At 65.3% G+C, this 21,112-nt stretch carries 16 protein-coding genes and 6 tRNA genes; 10 read left to right on the forward strand and 12 right to left on the reverse strand.

Annotated elements, in window-relative coordinates; all coding sequences use genetic code 11:
- Nucleotides 1–302 precede the first annotated feature (302 nt).
- The 5 genes from BLP96_RS12010 to hemA all read right to left on the reverse strand — a co-directional run bounded on the left by BLP96_RS12010 (nucleotide 303) and on the right by hemA (nucleotide 4,977).
- Nucleotides 303–1,061: a HesA/MoeB/ThiF family protein gene (locus BLP96_RS12010; protein ID WP_089686592.1), complete on the reverse strand. Its 759-nt coding sequence runs from the start codon at nucleotides 1,059–1,061 to the stop codon at nucleotides 303–305.
- Between the two features lie 5 nt (nucleotides 1,062–1,066).
- On the reverse strand, nucleotides 1,067–1,567 hold the full coding sequence (locus tag BLP96_RS12015) for an Lrp/AsnC ligand binding domain-containing protein (protein ID WP_089686480.1): 501 nt from the start codon (nucleotides 1,565–1,567) through the stop codon (nucleotides 1,067–1,069).
- A 179-nt stretch (nucleotides 1,568–1,746) separates the two neighbouring features.
- Nucleotides 1,747–2,592 (reverse strand): peptide chain release factor N(5)-glutamine methyltransferase, encoded by an 846-nt coding sequence (gene prmC / locus BLP96_RS12020; RefSeq protein WP_089686594.1) that lies wholly within the window; start codon nucleotides 2,590–2,592, stop codon nucleotides 1,747–1,749.
- A gap of 16 nt (nucleotides 2,593–2,608) precedes the next feature.
- On the reverse strand, nucleotides 2,609–3,700 hold the full coding sequence (gene prfA, locus BLP96_RS12025) for a peptide chain release factor 1 (protein ID WP_089686481.1): 1,092 nt from the start codon (nucleotides 3,698–3,700) through the stop codon (nucleotides 2,609–2,611).
- A gap of 11 nt (nucleotides 3,701–3,711) precedes the next feature.
- Nucleotides 3,712–4,977 (reverse strand): glutamyl-tRNA reductase, encoded by a 1,266-nt coding sequence (hemA, locus tag BLP96_RS12030; RefSeq protein WP_089686483.1) that lies wholly within the window; start codon nucleotides 4,975–4,977, stop codon nucleotides 3,712–3,714.
- Between the two features lie 245 nt (nucleotides 4,978–5,222).
- On the opposite strand from hemA, the gene BLP96_RS12035 reads away from it, so the two are divergent.
- The 9 genes from BLP96_RS12035 to BLP96_RS12075 all read left to right on the forward strand — a co-directional run bounded on the left by BLP96_RS12035 (nucleotide 5,223) and on the right by BLP96_RS12075 (nucleotide 12,479).
- Complete coding sequence (locus BLP96_RS12035) at nucleotides 5,223–7,043, forward strand: tetratricopeptide repeat protein (protein ID WP_089686485.1); 1,821 nt, start codon at nucleotides 5,223–5,225, stop codon at nucleotides 7,041–7,043.
- Nucleotides 7,040–7,663 (forward strand): lipoprotein insertase outer membrane protein LolB, encoded by a 624-nt coding sequence (lolB, locus tag BLP96_RS12040; RefSeq protein WP_089686487.1) that lies wholly within the window; start codon nucleotides 7,040–7,042, stop codon nucleotides 7,661–7,663. The genes BLP96_RS12035 and lolB overlap by 4 nt, the downstream gene beginning before the upstream one ends.
- Nucleotides 7,656–8,525 carry a 4-(cytidine 5'-diphospho)-2-C-methyl-D-erythritol kinase gene (gene ispE / locus BLP96_RS12045; protein ID WP_245682234.1) on the forward strand — a complete coding sequence of 290 codons (870 nt, stop codon included), beginning with the start codon at nucleotides 7,656–7,658 and terminating at the stop codon, nucleotides 8,523–8,525. The genes lolB and ispE overlap by 8 nt, the downstream gene beginning before the upstream one ends.
- A 61-nt stretch (nucleotides 8,526–8,586) precedes the next feature.
- Nucleotides 8,587–8,661, forward strand: a tRNA-Gln gene (locus BLP96_RS12050).
- A gap of 62 nt (nucleotides 8,662–8,723) precedes the next feature.
- On the forward strand, nucleotides 8,724–9,665 hold the full coding sequence (locus BLP96_RS12055) for a ribose-phosphate pyrophosphokinase (protein ID WP_176761514.1): 942 nt from the start codon (nucleotides 8,724–8,726) through the stop codon (nucleotides 9,663–9,665).
- A 117-nt stretch (nucleotides 9,666–9,782) separates the two neighbouring features.
- Nucleotides 9,783–10,433: a 50S ribosomal protein L25/general stress protein Ctc gene (locus tag BLP96_RS12060; RefSeq protein WP_089686495.1), complete on the forward strand. Its 651-nt coding sequence runs from the start codon at nucleotides 9,783–9,785 to the stop codon at nucleotides 10,431–10,433.
- An 88-nt stretch (nucleotides 10,434–10,521) separates the two neighbouring features.
- On the forward strand, nucleotides 10,522–11,106 hold the full coding sequence (gene pth, locus BLP96_RS12065; protein ID WP_089686497.1) for an aminoacyl-tRNA hydrolase: 585 nt from the start codon (nucleotides 10,522–10,524) through the stop codon (nucleotides 11,104–11,106).
- Nucleotides 11,107–11,247: 141 nt separating this feature from the next.
- Nucleotides 11,248–12,339 carry a redox-regulated ATPase YchF gene (ychF, locus tag BLP96_RS12070; RefSeq protein WP_089686498.1) on the forward strand — a complete coding sequence of 364 codons (1,092 nt, stop codon included), beginning with the start codon at nucleotides 11,248–11,250 and terminating at the stop codon, nucleotides 12,337–12,339.
- Between the two features lie 63 nt (nucleotides 12,340–12,402).
- A tRNA-Met gene (locus BLP96_RS12075) sits at nucleotides 12,403–12,479 on the forward strand.
- Nucleotides 12,480–12,718: 239 nt separating this feature from the next.
- Here the strand turns inward: BLP96_RS12075 and BLP96_RS12080 are convergent.
- The gene (locus tag BLP96_RS12080) at nucleotides 12,719–14,017 is read right to left on the reverse strand and encodes a M18 family aminopeptidase (protein WP_089686500.1); all 1,299 of its coding nucleotides are present in this window, start codon (nucleotides 14,015–14,017) and stop codon (nucleotides 12,719–12,721) included.
- 128 nt (nucleotides 14,018–14,145) lie between these two features.
- Between BLP96_RS12080 and BLP96_RS12085 the strand changes: the two genes are divergently transcribed.
- Nucleotides 14,146–16,218: a carboxy terminal-processing peptidase gene (locus tag BLP96_RS12085; protein WP_089686503.1), complete on the forward strand. Its 2,073-nt coding sequence runs from the start codon at nucleotides 14,146–14,148 to the stop codon at nucleotides 16,216–16,218.
- Between the two features lie 60 nt (nucleotides 16,219–16,278).
- Here the strand turns inward: BLP96_RS12085 and BLP96_RS12090 are convergent, their stop codons facing one another.
- The 6 genes from BLP96_RS12090 to BLP96_RS12115 form a co-directional block, all read right to left on the reverse strand.
- The gene (locus BLP96_RS12090; protein ID WP_089686504.1) at nucleotides 16,279–19,149 is read right to left on the reverse strand and encodes a sensor domain-containing diguanylate cyclase; all 2,871 of its coding nucleotides are present in this window, start codon (nucleotides 19,147–19,149) and stop codon (nucleotides 16,279–16,281) included.
- Between the two features lie 223 nt (nucleotides 19,150–19,372).
- Nucleotides 19,373–19,448: transfer RNA gene (locus BLP96_RS12095), tRNA-Asn, on the reverse strand.
- Between the two features lie 28 nt (nucleotides 19,449–19,476).
- Nucleotides 19,477–19,552: transfer RNA gene (locus BLP96_RS12100), tRNA-Asn, on the reverse strand.
- Between the two features lie 37 nt (nucleotides 19,553–19,589).
- Nucleotides 19,590–19,665: transfer RNA gene (locus tag BLP96_RS12105), tRNA-Asn, on the reverse strand.
- A 157-nt stretch (nucleotides 19,666–19,822) separates the two neighbouring features.
- Nucleotides 19,823–19,899: transfer RNA gene (locus tag BLP96_RS12110), tRNA-Met, on the reverse strand.
- 83 nt (nucleotides 19,900–19,982) lie between these two features.
- On the reverse strand, nucleotides 19,983–20,951 hold the full coding sequence (locus tag BLP96_RS12115) for a choline ABC transporter substrate-binding protein (RefSeq protein ID WP_422666819.1): 969 nt from the start codon (nucleotides 20,949–20,951) through the stop codon (nucleotides 19,983–19,985).
- Nucleotides 20,952–21,112 lie beyond the last annotated feature (161 nt).

A 21,112-nucleotide genomic window follows, 5' to 3' on the forward strand; every position in this document is an offset into this window, starting at 1 on the left:
GCGCTCGTTGTTGTTGGCGGCGATCGGCGTAACGGCGAAAACATCCCGGCTCTTGACGTCTCCCGCCGAGCCAGTTTGACACCAGGCGACGCACCAATGTCAAGTATTCGACAACACACTCCATGATGGCGCCTCCTCGAGGGAGCGAACCTTGCAGCCAGAATCGCAAAGAGCGCTAAGACAACCGCATCCCATGGAATCTTTCTGTCAAATAAAAAACACCACCGAAAGCCGAGTTACCCGTGACGACCATCGCCTGCACGACCATGCTCGGTGGCAACGCCACCCGGCTGGCACCGCCGTCAGTTCCGCTCGACCGACCCGCACACGGGGCACGCCGGGTCCCGCGGTACCTGGAAGTGGCGCCACTGGCCCCGCAGGCCATCGAAGGCGGAGAGCCCACGATGCGGCGTGCCGGCACCGCTGAGCAGCTTCATCGCCTCCAGTGCCTGGAAGCAGCCGATGAGCCCCACCAGCGGCGCCACCACCCCGCTCTCGGCACAGGAGAGGGCCTCGTCGCCCCGCTCATCGGGTGGGTAGAGGCAGGCATAACAGGGGCTTTCGGGATCGCGCGGATCGAAGACCGCAAGCTGGCCGGAGAAACGGATCGCCGCTCCGGAAACCAGCGGCACGCCGGCCCGTCGACAGGCGGCGTTTATCGCGTAGCGACTGGAGAAGCGATCGGTACAGTCGAGCACCAGGTCCGAGGCCGCCACGGCTGCATCCATCGCCGCACCATCGAGGTGCTCCGTCAACGCCTCGACGTGGCATTCGGGGTTGAGAGCCAGCGCCGCATCGCGGGCCGAGGCCGCCTTGTTGTGGCCGAGGTCGGCCATCCCGTGGGCGATCTGACGCTGCAAATTCGAGAGTTCCACCGCATCGGCATCGGCCAGGGTGAGCCGCCCCACTCCGCCCGCAGCCAGATAGAGCGCCACCGGCGAACCCAGGCCACCGGCGCCGACCACCAGTGCATGCGAGGCGAGCAGGCGCTCCTGCCCGTCGATGTCGATCGCCTCCAGCATGATCTGGCGGCTGTAGCGCAGCAGCGCTTCGTCGTTCATGGCCATCACTTGCTCTCGAGTTCCTCGATGTCGGGCACGTAGAGGGAGAATTCCTCCTTGACCTCCTCCATTACCACGTAGCTCTTGGACTCCTTCACCCCCGGCAAGGTCAGCACCACATCGCCGAGCAGCTGGCGGTAGGCCGACATCTCGGGTATGCGGCACTTGAGGATGTAGTCGAACTGGCCGGAGACCAGATGACACTCCTGAATCTGCGGCAGCCGCGCCACGGCGCGACGGAACTCGTCGAACACCGCCGGAGACTGGGTCTCCAGGCTGATCTCCACGAACACCAGCAGGTTGGCCTTGAGCGCGCGAGGGTCGAGCACGGCACGGTACCCACGGATCACGCCAGCCCGCTCGAGACGCTTGACGCGCTCCAGGCAAGGGGTGGTGGAAAGGCCTACCTGAGCGGCCAGATCCACGTAGGAGATGCGGGCATTCTCCTGCAGGCAACGCAGGATCTTCAGGTCGATGCGGTCGAGCGAGCGAGTCTTGGCTTTCATTGTTGGCTGGACACACCGTTCGAGTTGGGTGGAGGCTGCCGACCCGGCAGGCGATCCGCCTGAAAAATCCCGGCGACGGAGGAAACCACCAGCGTTCGCTCTCGGGATCGTGCCGACTGTCGGTATTTTTTCCTGAACAGATGTATCACAGTGCATGGCACCCCTCCAGCACCGCACCCTCAACGCAAACCGGACTTTCGCCCCAGGCTGACCCGCTCACGCCCGGCCAGGTCACGTCGAGTGGTCACCTCGGCATAGCCGGACGCCATCAGCCGCTCGCGCACCGCCGCCCCTTGGGCGTGGCCGTGTTCCAGCGCCAGCCACCCTCCCTCCACAAGGTGGTCACGCGACGCCGCAATCAGAAGCCGCAGATCGTCGAGACCCTCGGCGCCGGCCACCAGGGCACTCACCGGCTCGAAGCGCACGTCGCCCTGCTTCAGGTGGGGATCGTCCGCAGCGATGTAGGGAGGATTGGCGACGATCAGCTCGAAACGTTCACCGGGAAGGGCCGTGAACCAGTCGCTCGTCCGAAATTCGGCATTGCCGATGGCCAATCGTTCGGCGTTGCGTCGTGCCAAGGCCACCGCCTCGGCCTGGCAATCGACGCCCACCACCGACCAGTCCGGCCGTTCGCTGGCAAAGGCCAGCGCAATGGCCCCCGTACCGGTACCCAGATCGAGCAGCCTCCCCGCTGATGCGGGCGCGAGCGCGAGCGCGACCTCGACCAGCGTCTCGGTATCCGGCCGTGGAATCAGGGTGCTGGGGTGAGTCGCCAGGGAAAGCCCCCAGAACTCCCGCTCGCCGGTGAGATAGGCCACGGGATGGCCCTGAACGCGCGCCGCCACCAACGCTTCGAAACGGGCCCGCGCGAGCCGTGGAGCCTCACCGTCGCCCCAGGTATAGAGCCAGGTGCGGTCGCACCCCAGCGCATGGCACAGCAGCACCTCGGCGTCGAGACGAGGGCTTGGCGATCCGGCGGCCCGAAGGCGAACGGCCGCGCGGGACAGCAGCCTGTCGAGCGGCACTATTTTGCCCTGCACATCACGCCTCCTGCTGCAGGGCGGCGAGCTGCTCTGCCTGGTATTCGTGGATCAGCGGCGCGATCACCTCGTCGAGCTGCTCGCCGCTGATCACTTCGCCGAGCTTGTAGAGGGTGAGGTTGATGCGGTGGTCGGTGACGCGCCCCTGGGGGAAGTTGTAGGTGCGAATGCGTTCGCTGCGGTCGCCGGAGCCCACCAGCGAACGGCGCGTGTCGGCCTGCGCCTGGCGCTGGCTGTCGACGGCACTCTGCTTGAGCTTGGCGGCGAGCAGCGACATCGCCTTGGCGCGGTTCTTGTGCTGGCTGCGCTCCTCCTGGCACTCCACCACCACCCCGGTGGGCAGGTGGGTGAGGCGAATGGCCGAGTCGGTAGTGTTGACGTGCTGGCCGCCCGCCCCGCTGGAGCGGAAGGTGTCCACCCGCAGGTCCCCCGGATCGATGTCGATGTCGCCCACCTCGTCGGCCTCGGGCATCACCGCCACGGTGCACGCCGAGGTATGGATGCGCCCCTGGGACTCGGTGGCCGGCACGCGCTGCACGCGGTGAGCGCCGGATTCGAACTTGAGCCGCGCATAGACGCCCTCGCCTTTGATGCGCGAGATGAGCTCCTTGTAGCCGCCCTGCTCGCCGTGACTGGCGCTGACCACCTCGACCTTCCAGCCCCGCTTCTCGGCGTAGCGCGAATACATCCGGAACAGGTCGCCGGCGAACAGCGCCGCTTCGTCGCCGCCGGTGCCGGCACGGATCTCGAGGAAGACGTTGCGTCGGTCATCGGGATCCTTGGGCACCAGCAGTTGCTTGAGGCGCGTTTCCAACGCCTCTAGCTTGTCGCGCCCCTCGGCGAGCTCCAGCTCGGCCAGCTCGCGAAGCTCGGCATCGCTGTCATCGGCCAGTTCGCCGGCGGAGGCCAGGTCGGCCTCGGTGGCCCGGTAGTCCCGCCAGGCCTCGACCAGTGGCTCGAGCTCGGCGTATTCGCGCGAATAGTCGCGAAAGCGCGGCTGGTCGCCGATCACGTCGGGCTCCGCCAGCAGGGCGGCAAGCTCCTCGAAGCGCTCGACGAAGGCATCGAGACGCTGGCGCAGGGTCGCTTTCATGGCGTGTCCTGTCAGGATTTCGGGGAAGGCGGATCGATCAGCAGCGACTCCGCCGCGGTCAACAGATCGCGGCGCTCGCTGCCCGACGCCTCGCGCATGGCCACGGTGGGGCGATGCAACAGGCGGTTGGTGAGCTGATGCGCCAGCAGCCGAACCACGCTCTCCGGATCCTCGCCTCGCGCCAGACGCGCCAGTGCCTGCTGCTCGGAAAGTTCGCGCAGATCGGATGCCTGGTCACGGTAGCGACGGATCAGCTCGCCGCTGCTGCGGATGCGCCGCTCGTGGAGCCACACGCTGACGCCATGCTCGATCAGCGACTCGGCCTGATCGGCGGCCACCTGACGATGTCGGCGATTCTCCTGAATCACCTCGTTGAGGTCGTCGACGGTGTACAGGAAGACGTCGTCGAGGTCGCCCACCTCGGGCTCGATGTCGCGCGGCACGGCGATGTCGACCATGAAGATCGGCCGGTGACGGCGCTTCTTCAGCGCTCTCTCGGCCATGCCCTTGCCGAGTATCGGCAGCGGCGCCGCCGTGGAGGAGATGACGATGTCGGCGCGCGGCAGCGCCTCGGGAATCTCGTTGAGCGAGATCGCCTCGGCGTTGAACTCGCCGGCCAACTCTTCGGCACGCTCGCGGGTACGGTTGGCGACGATCATTTCGCGCACGCCCGCCTCGCGCAGATGACGTGCCACCAGCTCGATGGTCTCGCCGGCACCGATGAGCATCGCCCGCGAGCGACTGAAGTCGTCGAAGATGCGGCTGGCCAGGCTGACCGCCGCATAGGCCACCGACACCGGGTTCTGGCCGATGCCGGTGCGCGTGCGCACCTGCTTGGCCACGGAAAAGGTATGCTGAAACAGCAGCTCGAGTTCACCGCCCAGACCCTGGGCATCGCGCGCCGACTGATAGGCCTCCTTGAGCTGGCCGAGGATCTGCGGCTCGCCGAGCACCATGGAATCGAGACCCACGGCCACCCGCATCAGGTGGCGGGCCGCTTCATTGTCCAGGTAGTGGTAGGCGCAGCGCGACAGATCATCCACCGGCAAACCGTGGAAATCGCTCAGCCAGTCGAGGATCGGCCTCTCGCCGCTGGACTCGGTCACGCAGTACAGTTCCGTACGATTGCAGGTCGACAGCACGGCGGCTTCCCGCACCTCGGGCATGCCGCGCAGCTGACCGAGTGCCGATGTCAACTGCGGGGGCGTGAAGGCAACCCGCTCGCGCACGGCGACCGTAGCGGTCTTGTGATTGATACCAAGGGCAAGAAGCGTCATGCGTTAGGCGTCTTCGCGTAGTGTCGTTCGGTGGTGCCGCAAAAGCCCACCTCTGCGGCGCAGAATTCTACCACAGCCTGAGCGTTCGGGCGCCAGGCGGCCGTCACTCAACCTTGACGCGGCGCAAGAATCCACGGCGAGCCTGGCATGCCCGACGGCAGCATTTCGACAACGGCCAGGTCGCCGCTTTGCCCTTTCGCCATGAGCCGGTATGCTGACGGCTCGGTCTATTGGACAGGATTCGCATGCCCTCCACCTACCGCGCGGCGACACGCTCTCGCTTTCATCATCAGGGTCGGCGCTGGCGCCTCGGGCTGGCCGCGCTCGGCCTCGGCGCTCCACTTCTGCTGGCCGCCTGCCAGGCGGTATCGACGCACGACTCCAGCAGCCCCCAGGATGATCCACTGGCACACGCACCGGCCATCGAAGAGGGACTCGATGCCGACAGCCTGTCGTCGCTGCTGCTGGCCGAGTTCGCCGGCCAGCGCGGCGACTACCGTCGCGCCACGCGGGAATACCTCGAGATGGCCGAACGCCTGGACATCCCTGCGCTGGCGGAACGCGCCACCCTGGCGGCGCGATTCAGCAGCGACCCGCTGCTGCTCGAGGAATCCGTCGAGCGCTGGCAGCGCCTCGCCCCCGAAGCGGACGCCCCGATGCGCCTGCTCGCCGGGCTCGCCATCCAGCGCGGCAACTGGCCGGAGGCCCTCGAACAGCGCCTGGCCCTTGCCGAACGCGGCAGCCAGGCCGACCTTTCCGGGCTGGTGGAGCTGGCGATGGAAGCCAATGCCGAGCTGGAGCCACTCCGCGAGCGACTCGCCACCTTTCTCGACCGAGCCGAGGTCGAGCTGGCCAGCCCTCACGACGCCGAACTGGCACTGGCCATGCTGGAAGCCGCCACCGGTCAGACGCAGCGAGCCGAAGTGCGACTCGACGGCCTCGCCGAGCAACACCCGGAGTTGCCGGCGATATGGTTCACCCGCGCTCAACTGGCCCTGAACGCCGACGATCCCGAACGCGCCCGCGACGCCGCCCGGCGCGGGCTGGAGATTGCCCCGGACGATCCGCGCTTCGTGCTGCAGCTCGCCCAGGCCGAACTGGCACTGGGCAACGTTGACGCCGCCGAAGCGCGTACCGACGCCCTGCTCGACAGCCATGCCGGCGGACACCAGCTGCGCCTCGCTCTGGCCCAGCTCTACATCGAGGAAGGTCACCTGGAACCGGCCCGCCGCCTGCTGCTGCCGCTCACCGACAGCGATGAAACGCCGGCAGCAACCTTCGCACTGCTGGGCGCCATCGCCGAAACCGAAGGCGAGATCGACAACGCCCTCCTCTATTATCGTCAGGTACCGCCCGGCAACGAATTCCTGAACGCTCGGCTGAATGCGGCACGCATGCTCATCGACGACGGCCGCCTCGAGGATGCCCGCGCCTTCCTGCGTATCGAACGGCTGCGCCACGAACGGCACTACAGCGATCTGGTCGCCCTGGAGGTGGAACTGCTCGACGAACGGGGCCGCGAGGACGCCGCCGACGAGCTGCTCGACAGCGAGCTGGAACGCACTCCCAACGACGAGCAACTGCTCTATCTGCGGGCCATGCGCGCCTGGCAGGATCGCGACCTCGAGGCCATGGAACGCGACCTCGAGCGCATCATCGAGCATCACCCCGAGAATGCCATGGCGCTCAATGCCCTGGGCTACACCCTGGCCGATCTGGATATCGAGGGTCGCCTCGAAGAAGCGCGCGAGCTGATCGAGCGTGCCCATGAACTCGAACCCGACAACGCCGCCATTCTCGACAGCCTGGGATGGGTCTACTTCCGACTCGGCGATCCCCAGCGCGCCCTGCCCTGGCTGGAACGCGCCTATGCGGCCATGCCGGATCAGGAAGTCGCCGCCCATCTGGCCGAAGTGCTGTGGGCCCTCGATCGCCGCGACGAAGCTCGTGACACCGTCCACGAAGCGCTCGAGCGCTTCGATGAACACCCGCTCATTGACGAACTGCTCGAGCGCATCCCCGAGCTCTCTCCTGATGCCTCCCAGCCCGACGAGACACGATCATGACCCTGTTCCCGCCTGTCCAGCGACTGCTCCTGCTCACGTTCGCCCTGACCCTGCTGGCCGGCTGCGCCGGTCGTCCGGCCGCACCGGACGGCGAACGCCAACCCGGCGACTGGGAGGCACAGCAGGCGCGCGTCGAGGCGCTCGACACCTGGACCCTGATCGGCAAGGCGGGCCTTCGCACCCCCGAAGAGTCGACCAGCGCCAACCTCGACTGGAGCCAACACCCCCACTACTACCGCTTGCTCATCAGCGGCCCGTTCGGGAGCGGGCGCAACACTCTGGAAGGCCGCGAGGGCCGCTTCTCGATGACCACCAGCGAGGGGCGCTTCGAAGCCGAAACGCCCCAGGCACTCATGGAAGAGCGGCTCGGCTGGTCGCTGCCCGTCGAGTCGCTCTCCGAATGGGTTCGCGGTCTGCCGGCAGCCGAACGTCCTCATCAGCTCGAGACGGACGCGCTCGGCTTCCCGCGTCATCTCCAGCAGGATGGCTGGACGATCGACTATCGCGACTGGACCCAGGTGGAAACGCTGTGGCTGCCGCGCCGCCTGGTGATGACCTACGACGAGCTGCGCGTGACATTGGTGATCAACGAATGGCGCCCGGACATCGACGATGACTGAGCCAATGTCGGAACGGGCGTGGCTGTCGCTACCCGCCCCGGCCAAGCTCAACCGCCTGTTGCACATCGTCGGCCGCCGCGCTGATGGCTATCACGAGCTGCAGACCCTTTTTCAGTTCCTCGATCACGGCGACACCCTCCACCTACGTCGGCGCGAGGACGGCGAGATCCATCTCACGCCGCCGCTGCCAGGGGTTGCCGCGCATGACAACCTCATCGTGCGTGCCGCTCTCGCGCTGCAGGACGCAAGCGGCGTGCAGCTCGGCGCCGACATCCACCTCGACAAGCGCCTCCCTCTGGGTGGCGGCCTGGGCGGCGGCAGTTCCAACGCCGCCACGGCCCTGCTCGGCCTCGACCGCCTGTGGGACCTCGGTCTCGAGCTGGACGAGCTGGCCGACCTCGGGCTCGCCCTGGGGGCCGATGTGCCGGTCTTCGTTCACGGCCACGCTGCCTGGGGAGAAGGCATCGGCGAACGGCTCACGCCGGTCGAGCTCGACACCCCCTGGTTCGTGGTCGTCCACCCCGGCGTCACGGTCGCCACGCCGGCCGTGTTCGGGGCGCCGCAATTGACACGCGACACCCCCCCGATTACCATGGCGCGCGCACTGCAGGGGGGAGCACCCGGCTGGCGCAACGACTGCGAGCCGACCGTCAGGGCACTCTATCCGGCCGTCGCCGATGCGCTGAACTGGCTCGGCGAACACGCTCCGGCCATGTTGACCGGTACCGGAGCCTGTGCTTTCGCTCGTCTGACGAGCGCCGCCGACGCCCAGCGGCTAGTGAACGACGTGCCCGAGCACTGGCAGGCCTTCGCAGCACGAGGCCTGAATCGCTCACCCCTTCATGCTGCGCTGGGTCGATGATCGCCGCCGTGAATCGCCATGGGGGCGGCACCCAGAAACGACCCGGTGCGGAGCCGATTGCTGGGGTATAGCCAAGCGGTAAGGCAGCGGTTTTTGGTATCGCCATGCGGAGGTTCGAATCCTCCTACCCCAGCCATTCCGTCCCGGACGACCGTCGACCCGATCCCTGAAGACCCTACACAGCAAAGGTGGCTGCGCGTGTCAAAATTGATGGTTTTCGCCGGGAACGCCAATCCCGAACTCGCCCAGAGAATCGCCGAGAGTCTGGACACCCGGCTGGGCAACGCCACGGTCGGGCAATTCAGCGACGGCGAAATCGCGGTCGAGATCAACGAGAACGTGCGCGGCAAGGACATCTTCATCCTGCAGTCCACCTGTGCGCCGACCAACGACAACCTGATGGAACTGATCCTGATGGTGGATGCCCTGCGCCGGGCCTCCGCCACCCGGGTCACGGCCGTCGTCCCTTACTTCGGCTACGCTCGCCAGGATCGCCGGGTACGCTCTGCCCGGGTACCGATTTCCGCCAAGGTGGTGGCCGACATCATGGTCAAGGCGGGCGTCGATCGAGTCATGACCATGGATCTTCACGCCGACCAGATCCAGGGCTTCTTCGACGTTCCCGTGGACAACGTCTACGGCTCGCCGATCCTGCTCGACGACATCGAACGCCAGAACTACGACGACCTGGTGGTGGTCTCGCCCGACGTGGGCGGCGTGGTGCGGGCCCGCGCCATTGCCAAGCAGCTCAACGCCGACCTCGCCATCATCGACAAGCGCCGCCCCTCGGCCAACCAGGCCCAGGTGATGCACATCATCGGCGAGATCGAGAACCGCACCTGCGTGGTGGTGGACGACATGATCGATACCGCCGGCACCTTGTGCAAGGCGGGCGACGCTCTGAAGGATCACGGCGCATGCCGCGTGGTGGCCTATGCCACCCATCCGATCCTTTCCGGTCCGGCCGTCGACAACATCACCGCCTCGGTGCTCGACGAGGTCGTGGTCACCGATACCATTCCGCTCTCCGACACGGCACGCCGCAGCGGCAAGATCCGCCAGCTCAGCGTGGCCGGTCTGATCGCCGAGGCGATCCGTCGGGTCAGCAACGAAGAATCCGTCAGCGCCATGTTCCACTGAGTCTCTCGGTCGAACGGTGCGACGTACGTCCCGGGCACTGTCGCCCGGGCAACCGGAAGCGCCGGGATCTGGTCGCGGATCCAAACGTTTCCTTTTTCTCCAGCAAGAGGCAATTCCATGTCCGACTACACACTCAACGCCAGCGTTCGAAACGACCTGGGGAAAGGTGCGAGCCGCCGCCTGCGTCGTGCGAACGAACAAGTGCCGGCCATCGTCTACGGTGGCGAGCAGGCACCCCAGCCCATCGCCGTCGACAAGACCAGCTTCTACAAGGCGCTCGAGGAAGAGGCTTTCTTCTCTTCCGTGATCACCCTCAACGTCGAAGGCAAGGCTCAGCAAGTCGTGGTACGCGATCTTCAGCGTCACCCCTACAAGCCGCTGGTCACCCATGCCGACTTCCTGCGCGTGGATGCCACCCACGAGATCAACATGCGCGTGCCGCTGCACGTCACCGGTGAAGAGAAGTGCGTCGGCATCAAGGACCAGGGCGGCGAGCTGCACGTGCTCTCCAACGAAGTCGAGGTGAGCTGCCTGCCCAAGGATCTCCCCGACTACCTCGAGATCGACATCACCGACGTCGAGCTGGGCTCGACCCTGCACCTCTCCGACCTCTCGCTGCCGGCCGGCGTGACCCTGGTCGAGCTCTCCCACGGCGAAGACCATGACAACGCCGTACTGAGCATCACCAAGCCCAAGACCCGCGTGGCCGACGAGTCCGAGGACGGCGAAGCCGCCGAGGGCGAGGAAGGCGAAGAGAGCGGCGAGTAAGCCATGTCGCTCAGGGGCCGCGCCAGTCGCGGCCCCTTCATCGACCTCAAGCGCCTCGGCGCTTGTTTTTTTGTTGGGAGGCTGAGCCATGGGCCAGGTCAAGGCGATCATCGGGCTGGGCAATCCGGGCCCCGACTACGCCGCCACTCGTCACAATGCCGGCGCCTGGCTGGTCGAGGCCATGGCTCGCACCGCCGGCACCGAGCTGCGTCCGGAGCGCAAGTTCCTCGGCCTGCATGCCAAGGTGCGCCTCGACGGCCACGAACTCCACCTGCTCGAACCCACCACCTTCATGAATCGCAGCGGAGGCGCCATCGCCGCGTTGACCCAGTTCTTCAAGATCGGTCCCGCGGAGCTGCTGGTCGCTCACGACGAGCTGGACCTGCCGCCTGGAACCGCCCGCTACAAGCAAGGAGGGGGTCACGGCGGGCACAACGGTCTGCGCGACATCATCCGCGCACTGGGCAATGACAAGTCGTTCCATCGTTTGCGCATCGGTATCGGCCACCCGGGCGACGCTCGCCAGGTGACCAACTATGTGCTCGGACGCCCCGGCAAGGTCGAACGGGCGGCCATCGACGCGGCCATCGACGAATGCCAGGCCACCCTGCCACTGGCCATCTCCGGCGACTGGGCCCGCGCCATGAATCGGCTGCACAGCTTCAAGCCTTAGACCGCGGGCCTCGGACTGCGAGCCACGTAAGCAACGCTCGTAGCTCGTAGCTCGTAGCTCGTAGCTCGTAGCTCGTAGCTCGTAGCAGCGATAGAATACCGGCCAATCGCCAATTTCGAACACGCTTTCCAGGACGATCCCATGGGTTTCAACTGCGGTATCGTCGGCCTGCCCAACGTCGGCAAGTCGACCCTCTTCAACGCCCTGACCAAGTCCGGCATCGACGCCGAGAACTTCCCCTTCTGCACCATCGAGCCCAACGTGGGCATCGTGCCCATGCCCGACCCGCGGCTCGACCGGCTCGCCGAGATCGTGGGTCCGCAGAAGGTGATCCCCACCACCATGGAGTTCGTCGACATCGCCGGCCTGGTCGCTGGCGCCTCCAAGGGCGAAGGGCTGGGCAACCAGTTCCTGGCCAACATCCGCGAGACCCAGGCCATCGCCCACGTGGTGCGCTGCTTCGACAACGACAACGTCATCCACGTCGCCAACCAGATCGATCCGCGCGCCGACATCGAGACCATCAACCTCGAGCTCGCCCTGGCCGACCTCGACACCGTGGAGCGCGCCATCCAGCGCCTGGCCCGGGTGGTCAAGGGCGGCGACAAGGAGGCCATTGCCACCAAGTCGATCCTCGACCGCATCCAGCCGCATCTGGCCGAGGGGCTTCCCCTGCGCAGTGTCGGCCTCGATGACGACGAGAAGAAACAGCTCAAGAGCTTCGGCTTCCTGACCCTCAAGCCGACCATGTACATCGCCAACGTCAACGAGGATGGCTTCACGGACAACCCCTATCTCGAGGTGGTCCGCGAGATCGCCGCCGAGGAAGGCGCCGTGGTGGTACCGGTGTGCAACCAGATCGAGGCCGAGATCGCCGAGCTCGATTTTGATGAGCGCGCCATGTTCCTCGACGAGATGGGCATGGAAGAGCCGGGACTCGATCGGGTGATCCGCGCCGGCTATGCCCTGCTCGACCTACAGACCTACTTCACCGCTGGCGTCAAGGAAGTGCGCGCCTGGACGGTCAAGGTGGGAGCCACCGCCCCGGAAGCCGCCGGCGTGATCCACACCGACTTCCAGAAGGGTTTCATTCGCGCCGAAGTGGTCGGCTACGACGACTTCGTCGCGCTGGGCGGCGAGCAGGGCGCCAAGGATGCCGGCAAGTGGCGCCTGGAAGGCAAGGAGTACGTCGTTCAGGACGGGGACGTCATCCACTTCCGCTTCAACGTCTGAGCACTGCCCCGCCAAGTGCTTGACCAGCGCCGGATAAATCCGTAGACTTCGCCCCCGTCGTGCGGCTACGTAGCTCAGTTGGTTAGAGCACATCACTCATAATGATGGGGTCCCCTGTTCGAGTCAGGGCGTAGCCACCAGATCGAATGCCGAAAAGCCCGCCTGTTCGCCAGGCGGGCTTTTTTGGGCTGCGGGCTGCGGGCTGCGGGCTGCGGGCTGCGGGCTGCGGGCTGCGGGCTGCGGGCTGCGGGCTGCGGGCTGCGGGCCATAGTCTAACTCGCCCCTCGAAACCCGCAACTCGAAACCCGTGGCTCGAGGCTCGTATCTCGTGGCACGAAACTCGAGGCCCAACGCTCGTGACTCGCCACCCGAAGTGTCATCAAGGCAGCTCGCGACGATTGACGAAGGCGATCAGCGCCCGGGTCAAATGCTCCACGTCGGCGCTGCCCGCCGTCTCGCGAACCGAATGCATGGCCCACTGCGGTACGCCCACGTCCAGCGTCGGCACGCCTATTTCCGTGGCGGTGATGGGGCCGATGGTGCTGCCGCAAGCCATGTCGGCGCGCGTCACGAAGGTCTGCACCGGCACGCCTGCCTCGCGGCACAAGTCTCGGAACAGCGCACCCGTCGCACTGTTGGTGGCATAGCGCTGGTTGGCGTTGACCTTGATTACCGGCCCGCCGTTGAGTGCCGGCCCGTGGGCCGCATCGTGCTTGTCGGGAAAGTTGGGGTGCAGGGCATGGGCATTGTCGCAGGAGATCATCCGCGACGCCTGGACCAGGCGGATATGGCCTTCGTCGCCGGCCTCGCCCAGCTGCGCGTTGATGCGGCGCAGCACGTCGCCCAGAAAGGGCCCTTGGGCGCCGCAGGCACTGGCACTGCCCACCTCTTCATGGTCGTTGGCCACCAGCAGGGCGCCCTGGCTGCCGTCACTCTCCAGAAGCGCCTCGAGGCCAATGAAACAGGAGAGCAGGTTGTCGAGTCGTGCACTGGCGATCAGCTCGCCGTTCACGCCGACCCGCGACGGAGGCTGAAGGTCGTGGAAGCCCAGTTCGAAATCGAGGATCTCGACATCGCGAATGCCGTGCTGCGCCTCGAGCCAGTCACGCAGCAAGCGTTCGAGATCGGCGCCCTCTCCACCCTGCAGAAAGACCGGCGCCATCTGCGTCTGGGCGTTGAAGGCGCGACCGTTGTTGGCCTCGCGATCGAGGTGAATGGCCAGGCTGGGGATGATCGCCACCGGCTCCTCGACGTCGATCAGCACGCCTTCCAGATGGCCGTCGGCATGGCGCAGGTGCACCCGCCCGGCCAGCCCCAGGTCGCGATCGAACCAGGGGGCCAGTAGAGCACCGCCGTAGACTTCCACCCCCAGCTGCAGCCAACCGGCACTCTGCTGGGCCGCCTGGGGTTTGAGGCGCAGCCCGGGGCTGTCGGTATGCGCACCGATCATGCGCAGTGACTCGAGTTCGCCACGGGGCAGCTGCGCGGCGACGATCGAGGAGTCGTTGCGGGTCACGTAGACTCGCTCCCCCGGGGTGAGCTGCCAGGGCAGAGACTCCGAAAGACGGCGATATCCCGCCTCTTCCAGTCGCTCGGCCATGGCCGCCACGGCATGCCAGGGGGTGGGTGAGCGCTTCAGAAAGTCGAACAGGCGATCCAGTCGGGCTTCCCGGGACATGAGAATCCTCTTTCAGGGGCTGTGGTCGGCAGGACAGCTGCTACAATGCCAGACCGGCCTTTCGCAACTCGCCAGCCTTGTGCGTGTCTAGGGAAGGAAGTGTACACGAAACCAGGAGTGCTTCATTGATGAGCCAGCTTGTCGCCCTTTGGCGGAGAGCCGCCCTGCTGGTGGTGCTGCTGCTGGTCAGCGCCACCGCGCTGGCACGGATCGAGCCCGACGAGACCCATCTCCAGGTTGCCGGGGAAGTCGCCGAATCCCTGCGCTATGGCCACTATGCCAATGTCGAATTCGACGACGAGTGGTCGCAGACCGCCTACGCTCGCTACCTGGACATCCTCGACGGCCAGCGCGCCTTCCTGCTCGAAAGCGACGTCGCGGACTTCGAGCATCTCGCAAACCGCTTCGACGACATGCTCCTCGATGGCGACCTGGACGGGGCCTACGATCTCTACCAGCGCTATCACGACCGCGCCAGAGCCCGCTATGAGTGGCTGCTGGAGCGCATCGACGAAGGGATGTCGCTCACCTTCGACAGCGACGACCGTCTCGAGACGGACCGCAGCGATGCCGAATGGTCCTCCAGCGAGGCCGAGCTGGATGAACTGTGGCGCAAGCGCTTGAAGAACGCCGCCCTCACGCTGGACATCAGCGGCCAGTCACGTGACGACATCGAAGCCAACCTGCGACAGCGTTACGAAGGACAGCTCACGCGTCTGAAACAGACCAACGGCGAGGACGTCTTCGGGCTGTTCATGGCCGCCGTCACCGGCAGCATCGACCCGCATACCGAGTACCTTTCGCCTCATCAGGGCGAATCCTTCGACATTCAGATGCGCCTCTCCCTCGAGGGAATCGGCGCCATGCTGCAATCCGATGGTGAATACGTGAAGGTCACGAGCCTCGTGCCCGGCGGCCCCGCCGACCGCGCCGGCGTCCTGGAGCCGACCGACCGCATCGTCGGGGTGGGCCAGGAGGATGGCGAAATGATCAACGTGGTCGGCATGCGGCTCGATGAGGTCGTCGACCTGATCCGTGGCCCCAAGGGTAGCGTCGTTCGTCTCGACGTGGTGCCGGGCGAGGCCGTGGACATGACCCGCTCTCACGAAGTCGAGATCACGCGCGACACCGTGGACCTCGAGGAGCAGGCCGCCAAGGGCGAAATCATCGAGGTCGAACGCGACGACGGCGTACGTCGCATCGGTGTCATCACCATTCCCACCTTCTACGTCGATTTCGACGCCTGGCAGGCCGGCGAGGAGGACTACCGCAGCACCACCCGCGACGTCGCCCGAGAAATCGAGCGCCTGCAGGACGAAGGCATCGACGGCCTGATGCTCGATCTGCGCAACAACGGCGGCGGAGCACTGCAGGAAGCCAACTCACTGCTGGGTCTGTTCATCGACCGCGGTCCCACCGTTCAGGTTCGCGATGCCCAGGGGCGCATCAATCTCTACGGCGACACCGACAGCGGCGCGCTCTACGATGGCCCGCTGGTCGTGCTGGTCAACCGCCTGTCGGCCTCCGCTTCGGAGATTCTGGCTGGCGCCGTCCAGGACTACGGCCGCGGCCTGGTGCTGGGCAATGCCACCTTCGGCAAGGGAACCGTGCAGACATTGAGCGATCTCAGCCACGGCCAGATCAAGCTCACCCGCGCCAAGTTCTACCGTATTTCCGGAGAGAGCACCCAGCATCGCGGCGTGGAGCCGGACATTCTCTTCCCCAATCTCATCGACCCGGAGCGGATCGGCGAGAGCAGCCTCGACAACGCCCTGGAGTGGGATACCGTCCGCGAAGTGCAGTATCGCACCTATGGCGAACCCTGGGAGTACCTGGAGACCCTGCGCGATCGCCATTCCCGCCGTGCCGATACCCATCCCAACTTCGTCTACCTGGAACAGCGTGCCGAGCTGGCCGACGAGATGCGTGAGGAGCGCACCAGCGTCAGCCTCGACCGGGAGCAGCGCCAGCGCGAAGTGGAAGAGCAGGAGGCCGCGCAACTCGCCCTGGAAAACCAGCGCCGTGAGGCGCTGGGACTGGAACCCCTGGAAGAGTGGGCCGACGCTCGGGACGATGACGCCAGCGACCAGAGTGACGATCAGGAAGACGAGCCCGTGGATCGCGCCCAGGTCCTGGAAGCGGCCGAGATCCTTGCCGATTACGCGGAACTCTCTCAGCGCCGCCTGGCCGGCAATCCCTGAGCGAGGGCTCCATGGATGGCGCTGCCTTCGGCTGCGGCCGAAGGTAGCGCCCTGCTCGGCTCAGAGGTCGGCTCGAGTGCGGCCCATCACGCCATCGGGGTCATCGTCACCGGCAACGCGTGAGCGATTGCGTCCGGAACGCTTTGCCTCGTAGAGCGCCTTGTCGGCACGCTCCAGTCCGCTTTCCGGCGTATCTTCCGGCCCCAACTGAGTCATCCCCAGGCTCACCGTCACCCGCAGCATCTCTCGATTCACCGCCACTCTCATCGACTCGCACGCGCGGCGCAGCCGCTCGGCAAAGGCCATGGCTCCCTCGATGTCGGTTTCCGGCAGCAGGATCGCGAACTCCTCGCCCCCGAGCCGGCCGAGGAGATCCTGAGAACGGAGCTTGTCCCTGCAAACGGCGACCAGTCGCTTCAGCACCTCGTCGCCGGCAGCATGTCCCCAGCGGTCGTTGATGCGCTTGAAGTGGTCGATGTCGAACATCAACAAGCTGGCCGTCGTGGCGCTGCGGCTCAGCCGCTGCAGCTCTTCATGGAAGCGGCGCAGGAAATAGCGGCGATTGGGAGCGCCCGTCAATTCGTCGATCGTCGACAGGCGCTCCAGCTGGTGCTGGGCTTCCAGCCTCTCGGTAATGTCCTTGAACACCACGACACAGCCCGCGATCTCGCCATCCTCGATGAGTGGAGAGGCGACCAGCTCCACGGGGAAGATCTTGCCGCTCCTGTGCCAGAAACAATCCTGAGTGACGCGCCACTGGCGCCCATGGCTCATGGCCTTGAAAATGGGGCATTCCGCAAGAGGATAGTCGGTTCCATCGCGCCGAGTGTGGTGAAAGAGCTCGTGGGAATTCTTGCCCTGCGTCTGTTGCAACGTCCAGCCCAGCAGCCGACTGGCCGCGGTGTTCATGAAAGTGATGCGACCCTCCCGGTCGACCCCGTAGATACCCTCTCCCGCCGCCTCGAGAATCCTATGCTGGCGTTCGGCCAGGCTTTCCAGGGTCTGCAAGGCCTGGCGCTGCTCGGTCACGTCGCGCGACAGCGTCTGCAGTGCGATCAGGCGCCGTTCATGATCGTAGACGGGCATCACCTGGGTATGCAGCCACAGGTAGTGGCCATCGCGATGGCGGAAACGATACTCGATGCCCGGCTCCGCCTCCCCCTCGAGGTAGCGATGATGCACCCTGTCGAGCAGCCGTGCGACATCTCCCGGATGGACGAAATCGAACAGCGCACGCCCCTGCAGTTCATCGGGAGAATGCCCCAGAACCCGCGTCGCAGAAGGGCTCACGAAACGATACTGCATGTCTCCGTCGGCGTTGTGCAGACAGAGCACGTCGCTGATGGTTTCGGCAATGCGTCGAAAGCGCTGTTCGCTGGCCTGCAGCTCCAGTTGGGTCTGCTTCTTCTCGGTGATATCGCAGATGAAGCCATGCCACAGCACGCTGCCATCCTCGAGTCGCTCGGGCGTGGCCATGCCGCGCACCCACCGCTGGTGGCCGTCGGGATTGACACGGTACTCGCATTGCCACGGGGACAGCGTCTGCGCCGACTCGGCGATCGTATCGACGACCCGCTGCAGGTCGTCGGCATGAATGGCATGGAAGGCACGGGCATCGCTTTCCCGCAACTCTTCGGGATCCGCTCCATAGATTTCGCGGCTGCGATGGCTGGCATAAGGGAAGCTCCCCTCGCCTTTCGCATTCAGTCGATATTGATAAATGAAGCCCGGCAGTTGATCGCCGAGCTTGGCCAGTCTCGACTCCATGTCATGCTGCTCGCTGATGTCGAGCATTGCCCCGACCACTTGCTCGGGACGCCCCCGGTCATCGTGGAGCAGCCGCTTCTCGCCGTGCACCCACAAGTAGTGCCCATCGGCATGACGTATTCGATAGCGCAGCCCAATGGCGCCACCTTCGCGAAGCAGGCGCTCGACCTCCTGCCGGGCGTCGTCACGATCCTCCGGGTGCACGAGCTCGGTCAGCCATATGGCCTTGCCGAGGTGCTCGCTGCGCTGATAACCGAGCATCCGATGCAGGTTGGGACTGATGTAGGTCGGCACGAGCTCTGGCGTCGGACGACACGAATAGAGCACCGCGGGATTGGCCTCGAGCAGCCGGTCCAGCTCCTGCCACGAAGCCCAGAGACGACGCTCGCTGTCGCGGACGGCCGTGACGTCGCGCCCCATGCCGACGATCTCGACGATGCGGCCGCTCGCGTCGTGCAAGGGAACGAGCAGTGTGTGCCAGTCGCGAAGCCCGCCCGGCAATTGGAGCTGCTCTTCGTACTCGATGGGCTCCCCCTTCTCGACGCACTGTCGATAGTGCGCCACCATCCAATCCGCTTGGGCCGGATCGACGATCTCGTGGGGCGTCCTGCCGACGATGTCCGTCGACTTCAGGCCGGTATTGTGCTGATGGGCTGGATTGCTTTCCCGGTAACGAAAGCGGCCATCCGCATCGACATCGACGATGAAAACGGCATCGCTGGTGCGTGCTTTGAGCTGTTCGAGAAGCCGGAGTCTCTCACGCATCCGGCATTCGGCGTCGCGCTGCTCGGTGACGTCCTTGGCAACCCCGAACAGACGTATCAAACGACCGTGGTCGCCGACCATCGTCCAGGCCGAATCCTGCAGCCACACGTGGCTGCCATTGGGTCGAACCACACGATAGCAACGCTCGACGTTCCCCTGGGCCAGCAGTTTCTCGTGGCTCGCCGCCACGGCATCGCGATCGTCCGGATGCACGCGAGCCAGCCACAAGGCCGAGTCGTCACTGAAGGCATGCAGTGGAATGCCGAAGATACGCTCGGCAGAAGGGCTGAGATATTCCAGCGAAAGGTCATCGGCCCTGACCGACCAAACGATATCGCCCATGCGCTCCACCAAGCTGCGGAAGAGCGCATGGGAAGACGCGTCATCCAGTTGTGACATCGATCAGCGACTCACGGGTGAGAAGGGTATCCAGCAGTCTGCTCGAGACGTGACTAAACCGGAGTTAAGTGAACATGACCGATCAGCGGCGTCAAGTGTCCGGAAGCACTAGACCTGCGAATCACGGCTCAACGACACGGGTTCCTTGACATCGCACAAGATACCCCCGGTACGTCGGCCACCGGAGAGAATATTCGAGAAGACATTGCCCAGCAGGGAGGCTTGGCTCCCGAAGCAGGACTCGAACCTGCGACCCAGTGATTAACAGTCACTTGCTCTACCAGCTGAGCTATTCGGGAATGGGCATGATGATGGCGGGAACGCTGATGGCTCCCCGAGCAGGACTCGAACCTGCGACCCAGTGATTAACAGTCACTTGCTCTACCAACTGAGCTATCGGGGAATGGCTGCGAGGATCAGCGTAGCGTGCTCTGAATCGGTGGCTCCCCGAGCAGGACTCGAACCTGCGACCCAATGATTAACAGTCATTTGCTCTACCAACTGAGCTATCGGGGAATGGCCTCGAGCACGGTGCGTAGTATACGGATCGCTTCCGGCAGGTCAAGAACCGATTGGCGCGACGAGCCGCCTCCGCACGCCCTTCGGCTCCGACAGAAGACCGTTGAACGACCGCGCCCGCTCGCGAGGGGCGAACGGGCGCGGTCGAAACGTCTGGTGGCTACGCCCTGACTCGAACAGGGGACCCCATCATTATGAGTGATGTGCTCTAACCAACTGAGCTACGTAGCCTTTTTCACTCACCCGAAAGGCAGCCCGGGCAACGGGGGTGAATTATGCACGGCCCCCGTCACCAAGGCAAGCCTCGAGCGTGCTCAGTCTTCGATTCCGAGCTCGGCCTTCACCGCCGGCAGAGCCGGTTCGCCGTCGCGGGTCTCCACATCCTCGAGCCAGGCATCCAGCACTCCGGGGTTGGCCTGCAGGTAGGCACGGGCGGCATCACGCGGGTCTTCACCCTCGTCCATGATCTCGCCCATCAGTTGGTTCTCCATCTCCAGGGTGAACTCGAGATTGTCCAGCAAGGTGCCGACGTTGCCGCACTCCTCGGCATAACCGCCGCGGGTGTTGGTGTAGACGGTGGCGCCCCCCAGATCCGGACCGAAGTAATCGTCGGCGCCTTCCAGATACGCCATGTCGAAGTTGGTGTTCATCGGGTGAGGCTCCCAGCCGAGGAACACCATCCAGTTTTCGTCAGGCACGCGAGCGCTCAGCTCGGCGAGCATGCCGGCCTCGCTGGAATCGACCAGTCGCCAGTCGCCCAGGCCGAAGGCATCATCGTCGATCATGTCCTGAATCAGCTGGTTGCCGTCGTTGCCCGCTTCGATGCCGTGGATGGCGCTGTCGAACTCGTCGGCATGCTCGGCCAGATCCTCCACCGAGGTGACGCCGGCGTCGTAGACGTACTGGGGCACGGCCAGGGTGTACTTGGCCCCTTCCAGGTTGGCGCCCAAGCGATCGACGTCGCCATCCTCGACGTAGGGATCGCTGATCGAGGCCATCGAAGGCATCCAGTTCCCCAGGAAGACGTCGAAATCGTCGTTCTTCATGCCAGAGTAAGCGATGGGCACGGAGACGGTATCGACGCGAGTCTCGTAACCCATGGCCTCCAGCACTTCGGTGGTCAGCGCCGTGGTGGCGGTGATATCGGTCCAGCCCACTTCGGCGAAACGAACGGTGCTGCAGCTCTCGGGTTCGTCGGCAGCCTGCACCGAGGCAGCCAGCCCCATGGCGACGGTACCCAGGCCCAAGGCGGTGAGAGTCGGCAGGTTCGTCTTGTTCATCATAGTTCCCCTTTTCGGTTGGCCACTTGAGTATAGCCGCGGCACCAGGCCAGCGGCAGCCCTTTCTTGATTGAACGTTCAATAAAGAAATGGCAAGCTGTGCACATGGTAACCACGTCGGCTGGTGTGGTTGCAAGGCAGAAACCGGTAACAGGAGCGCGCCA

Origin of the sequence: Billgrantia gudaonensis (genome assembly GCF_900100195.1) — a bacterium.
Taxonomy (GTDB): domain Bacteria; phylum Pseudomonadota; class Gammaproteobacteria; order Pseudomonadales; family Halomonadaceae; genus Halomonas; species Halomonas gudaonensis.

Excerpts from the sequence above, each read along its gene's own strand:
- BLP96_RS12010 (WP_089686592.1), bottom strand. The coding sequence starts at position 1,061 with ATGAACGACGAAGCGCTGCTGCGCTACAGCCGCCAGATCATGCTGGAG.
- BLP96_RS12060 (WP_089686495.1), top strand. The coding sequence starts at position 9,783 with ATGTCCGACTACACACTCAACGCCAGCGTTCGAAACGACCTGGGGAAA.
- BLP96_RS12080 (WP_089686500.1), bottom strand. The coding sequence starts at position 14,017 with ATGTCCCGGGAAGCCCGACTGGATCGCCTGTTCGACTTTCTGAAGCGC.
- BLP96_RS12015 (WP_089686480.1), bottom strand. The coding sequence starts at position 1,567 with ATGAAAGCCAAGACTCGCTCGCTCGACCGCATCGACCTGAAGATCCTG.
- BLP96_RS12035 (WP_089686485.1), top strand. The coding sequence starts at position 5,223 with ATGCCCTCCACCTACCGCGCGGCGACACGCTCTCGCTTTCATCATCAG.
- BLP96_RS12085 (WP_089686503.1), top strand. The coding sequence starts at position 14,146 with ATGAGCCAGCTTGTCGCCCTTTGGCGGAGAGCCGCCCTGCTGGTGGTG.
- BLP96_RS12115 (WP_422666819.1), bottom strand. The coding sequence starts at position 20,951 with ATGATGAACAAGACGAACCTGCCGACTCTCACCGCCTTGGGCCTGGGT.
- ispE (WP_245682234.1), top strand. The coding sequence starts at position 7,656 with ATGACTGAGCCAATGTCGGAACGGGCGTGGCTGTCGCTACCCGCCCCG.
- pth (WP_089686497.1), top strand. The coding sequence starts at position 10,522 with ATGGGCCAGGTCAAGGCGATCATCGGGCTGGGCAATCCGGGCCCCGAC.
- hemA (WP_089686483.1), bottom strand. The coding sequence starts at position 4,977 with ATGACGCTTCTTGCCCTTGGTATCAATCACAAGACCGCTACGGTCGCC.
- BLP96_RS12090 (WP_089686504.1), bottom strand. The coding sequence starts at position 19,149 with ATGTCACAACTGGATGACGCGTCTTCCCATGCGCTCTTCCGCAGCTTG.
- ychF (WP_089686498.1), top strand. The coding sequence starts at position 11,248 with ATGGGTTTCAACTGCGGTATCGTCGGCCTGCCCAACGTCGGCAAGTCG.
- prfA (WP_089686481.1), bottom strand. The coding sequence starts at position 3,700 with ATGAAAGCGACCCTGCGCCAGCGTCTCGATGCCTTCGTCGAGCGCTTC.
- lolB (WP_089686487.1), top strand. The coding sequence starts at position 7,040 with ATGACCCTGTTCCCGCCTGTCCAGCGACTGCTCCTGCTCACGTTCGCC.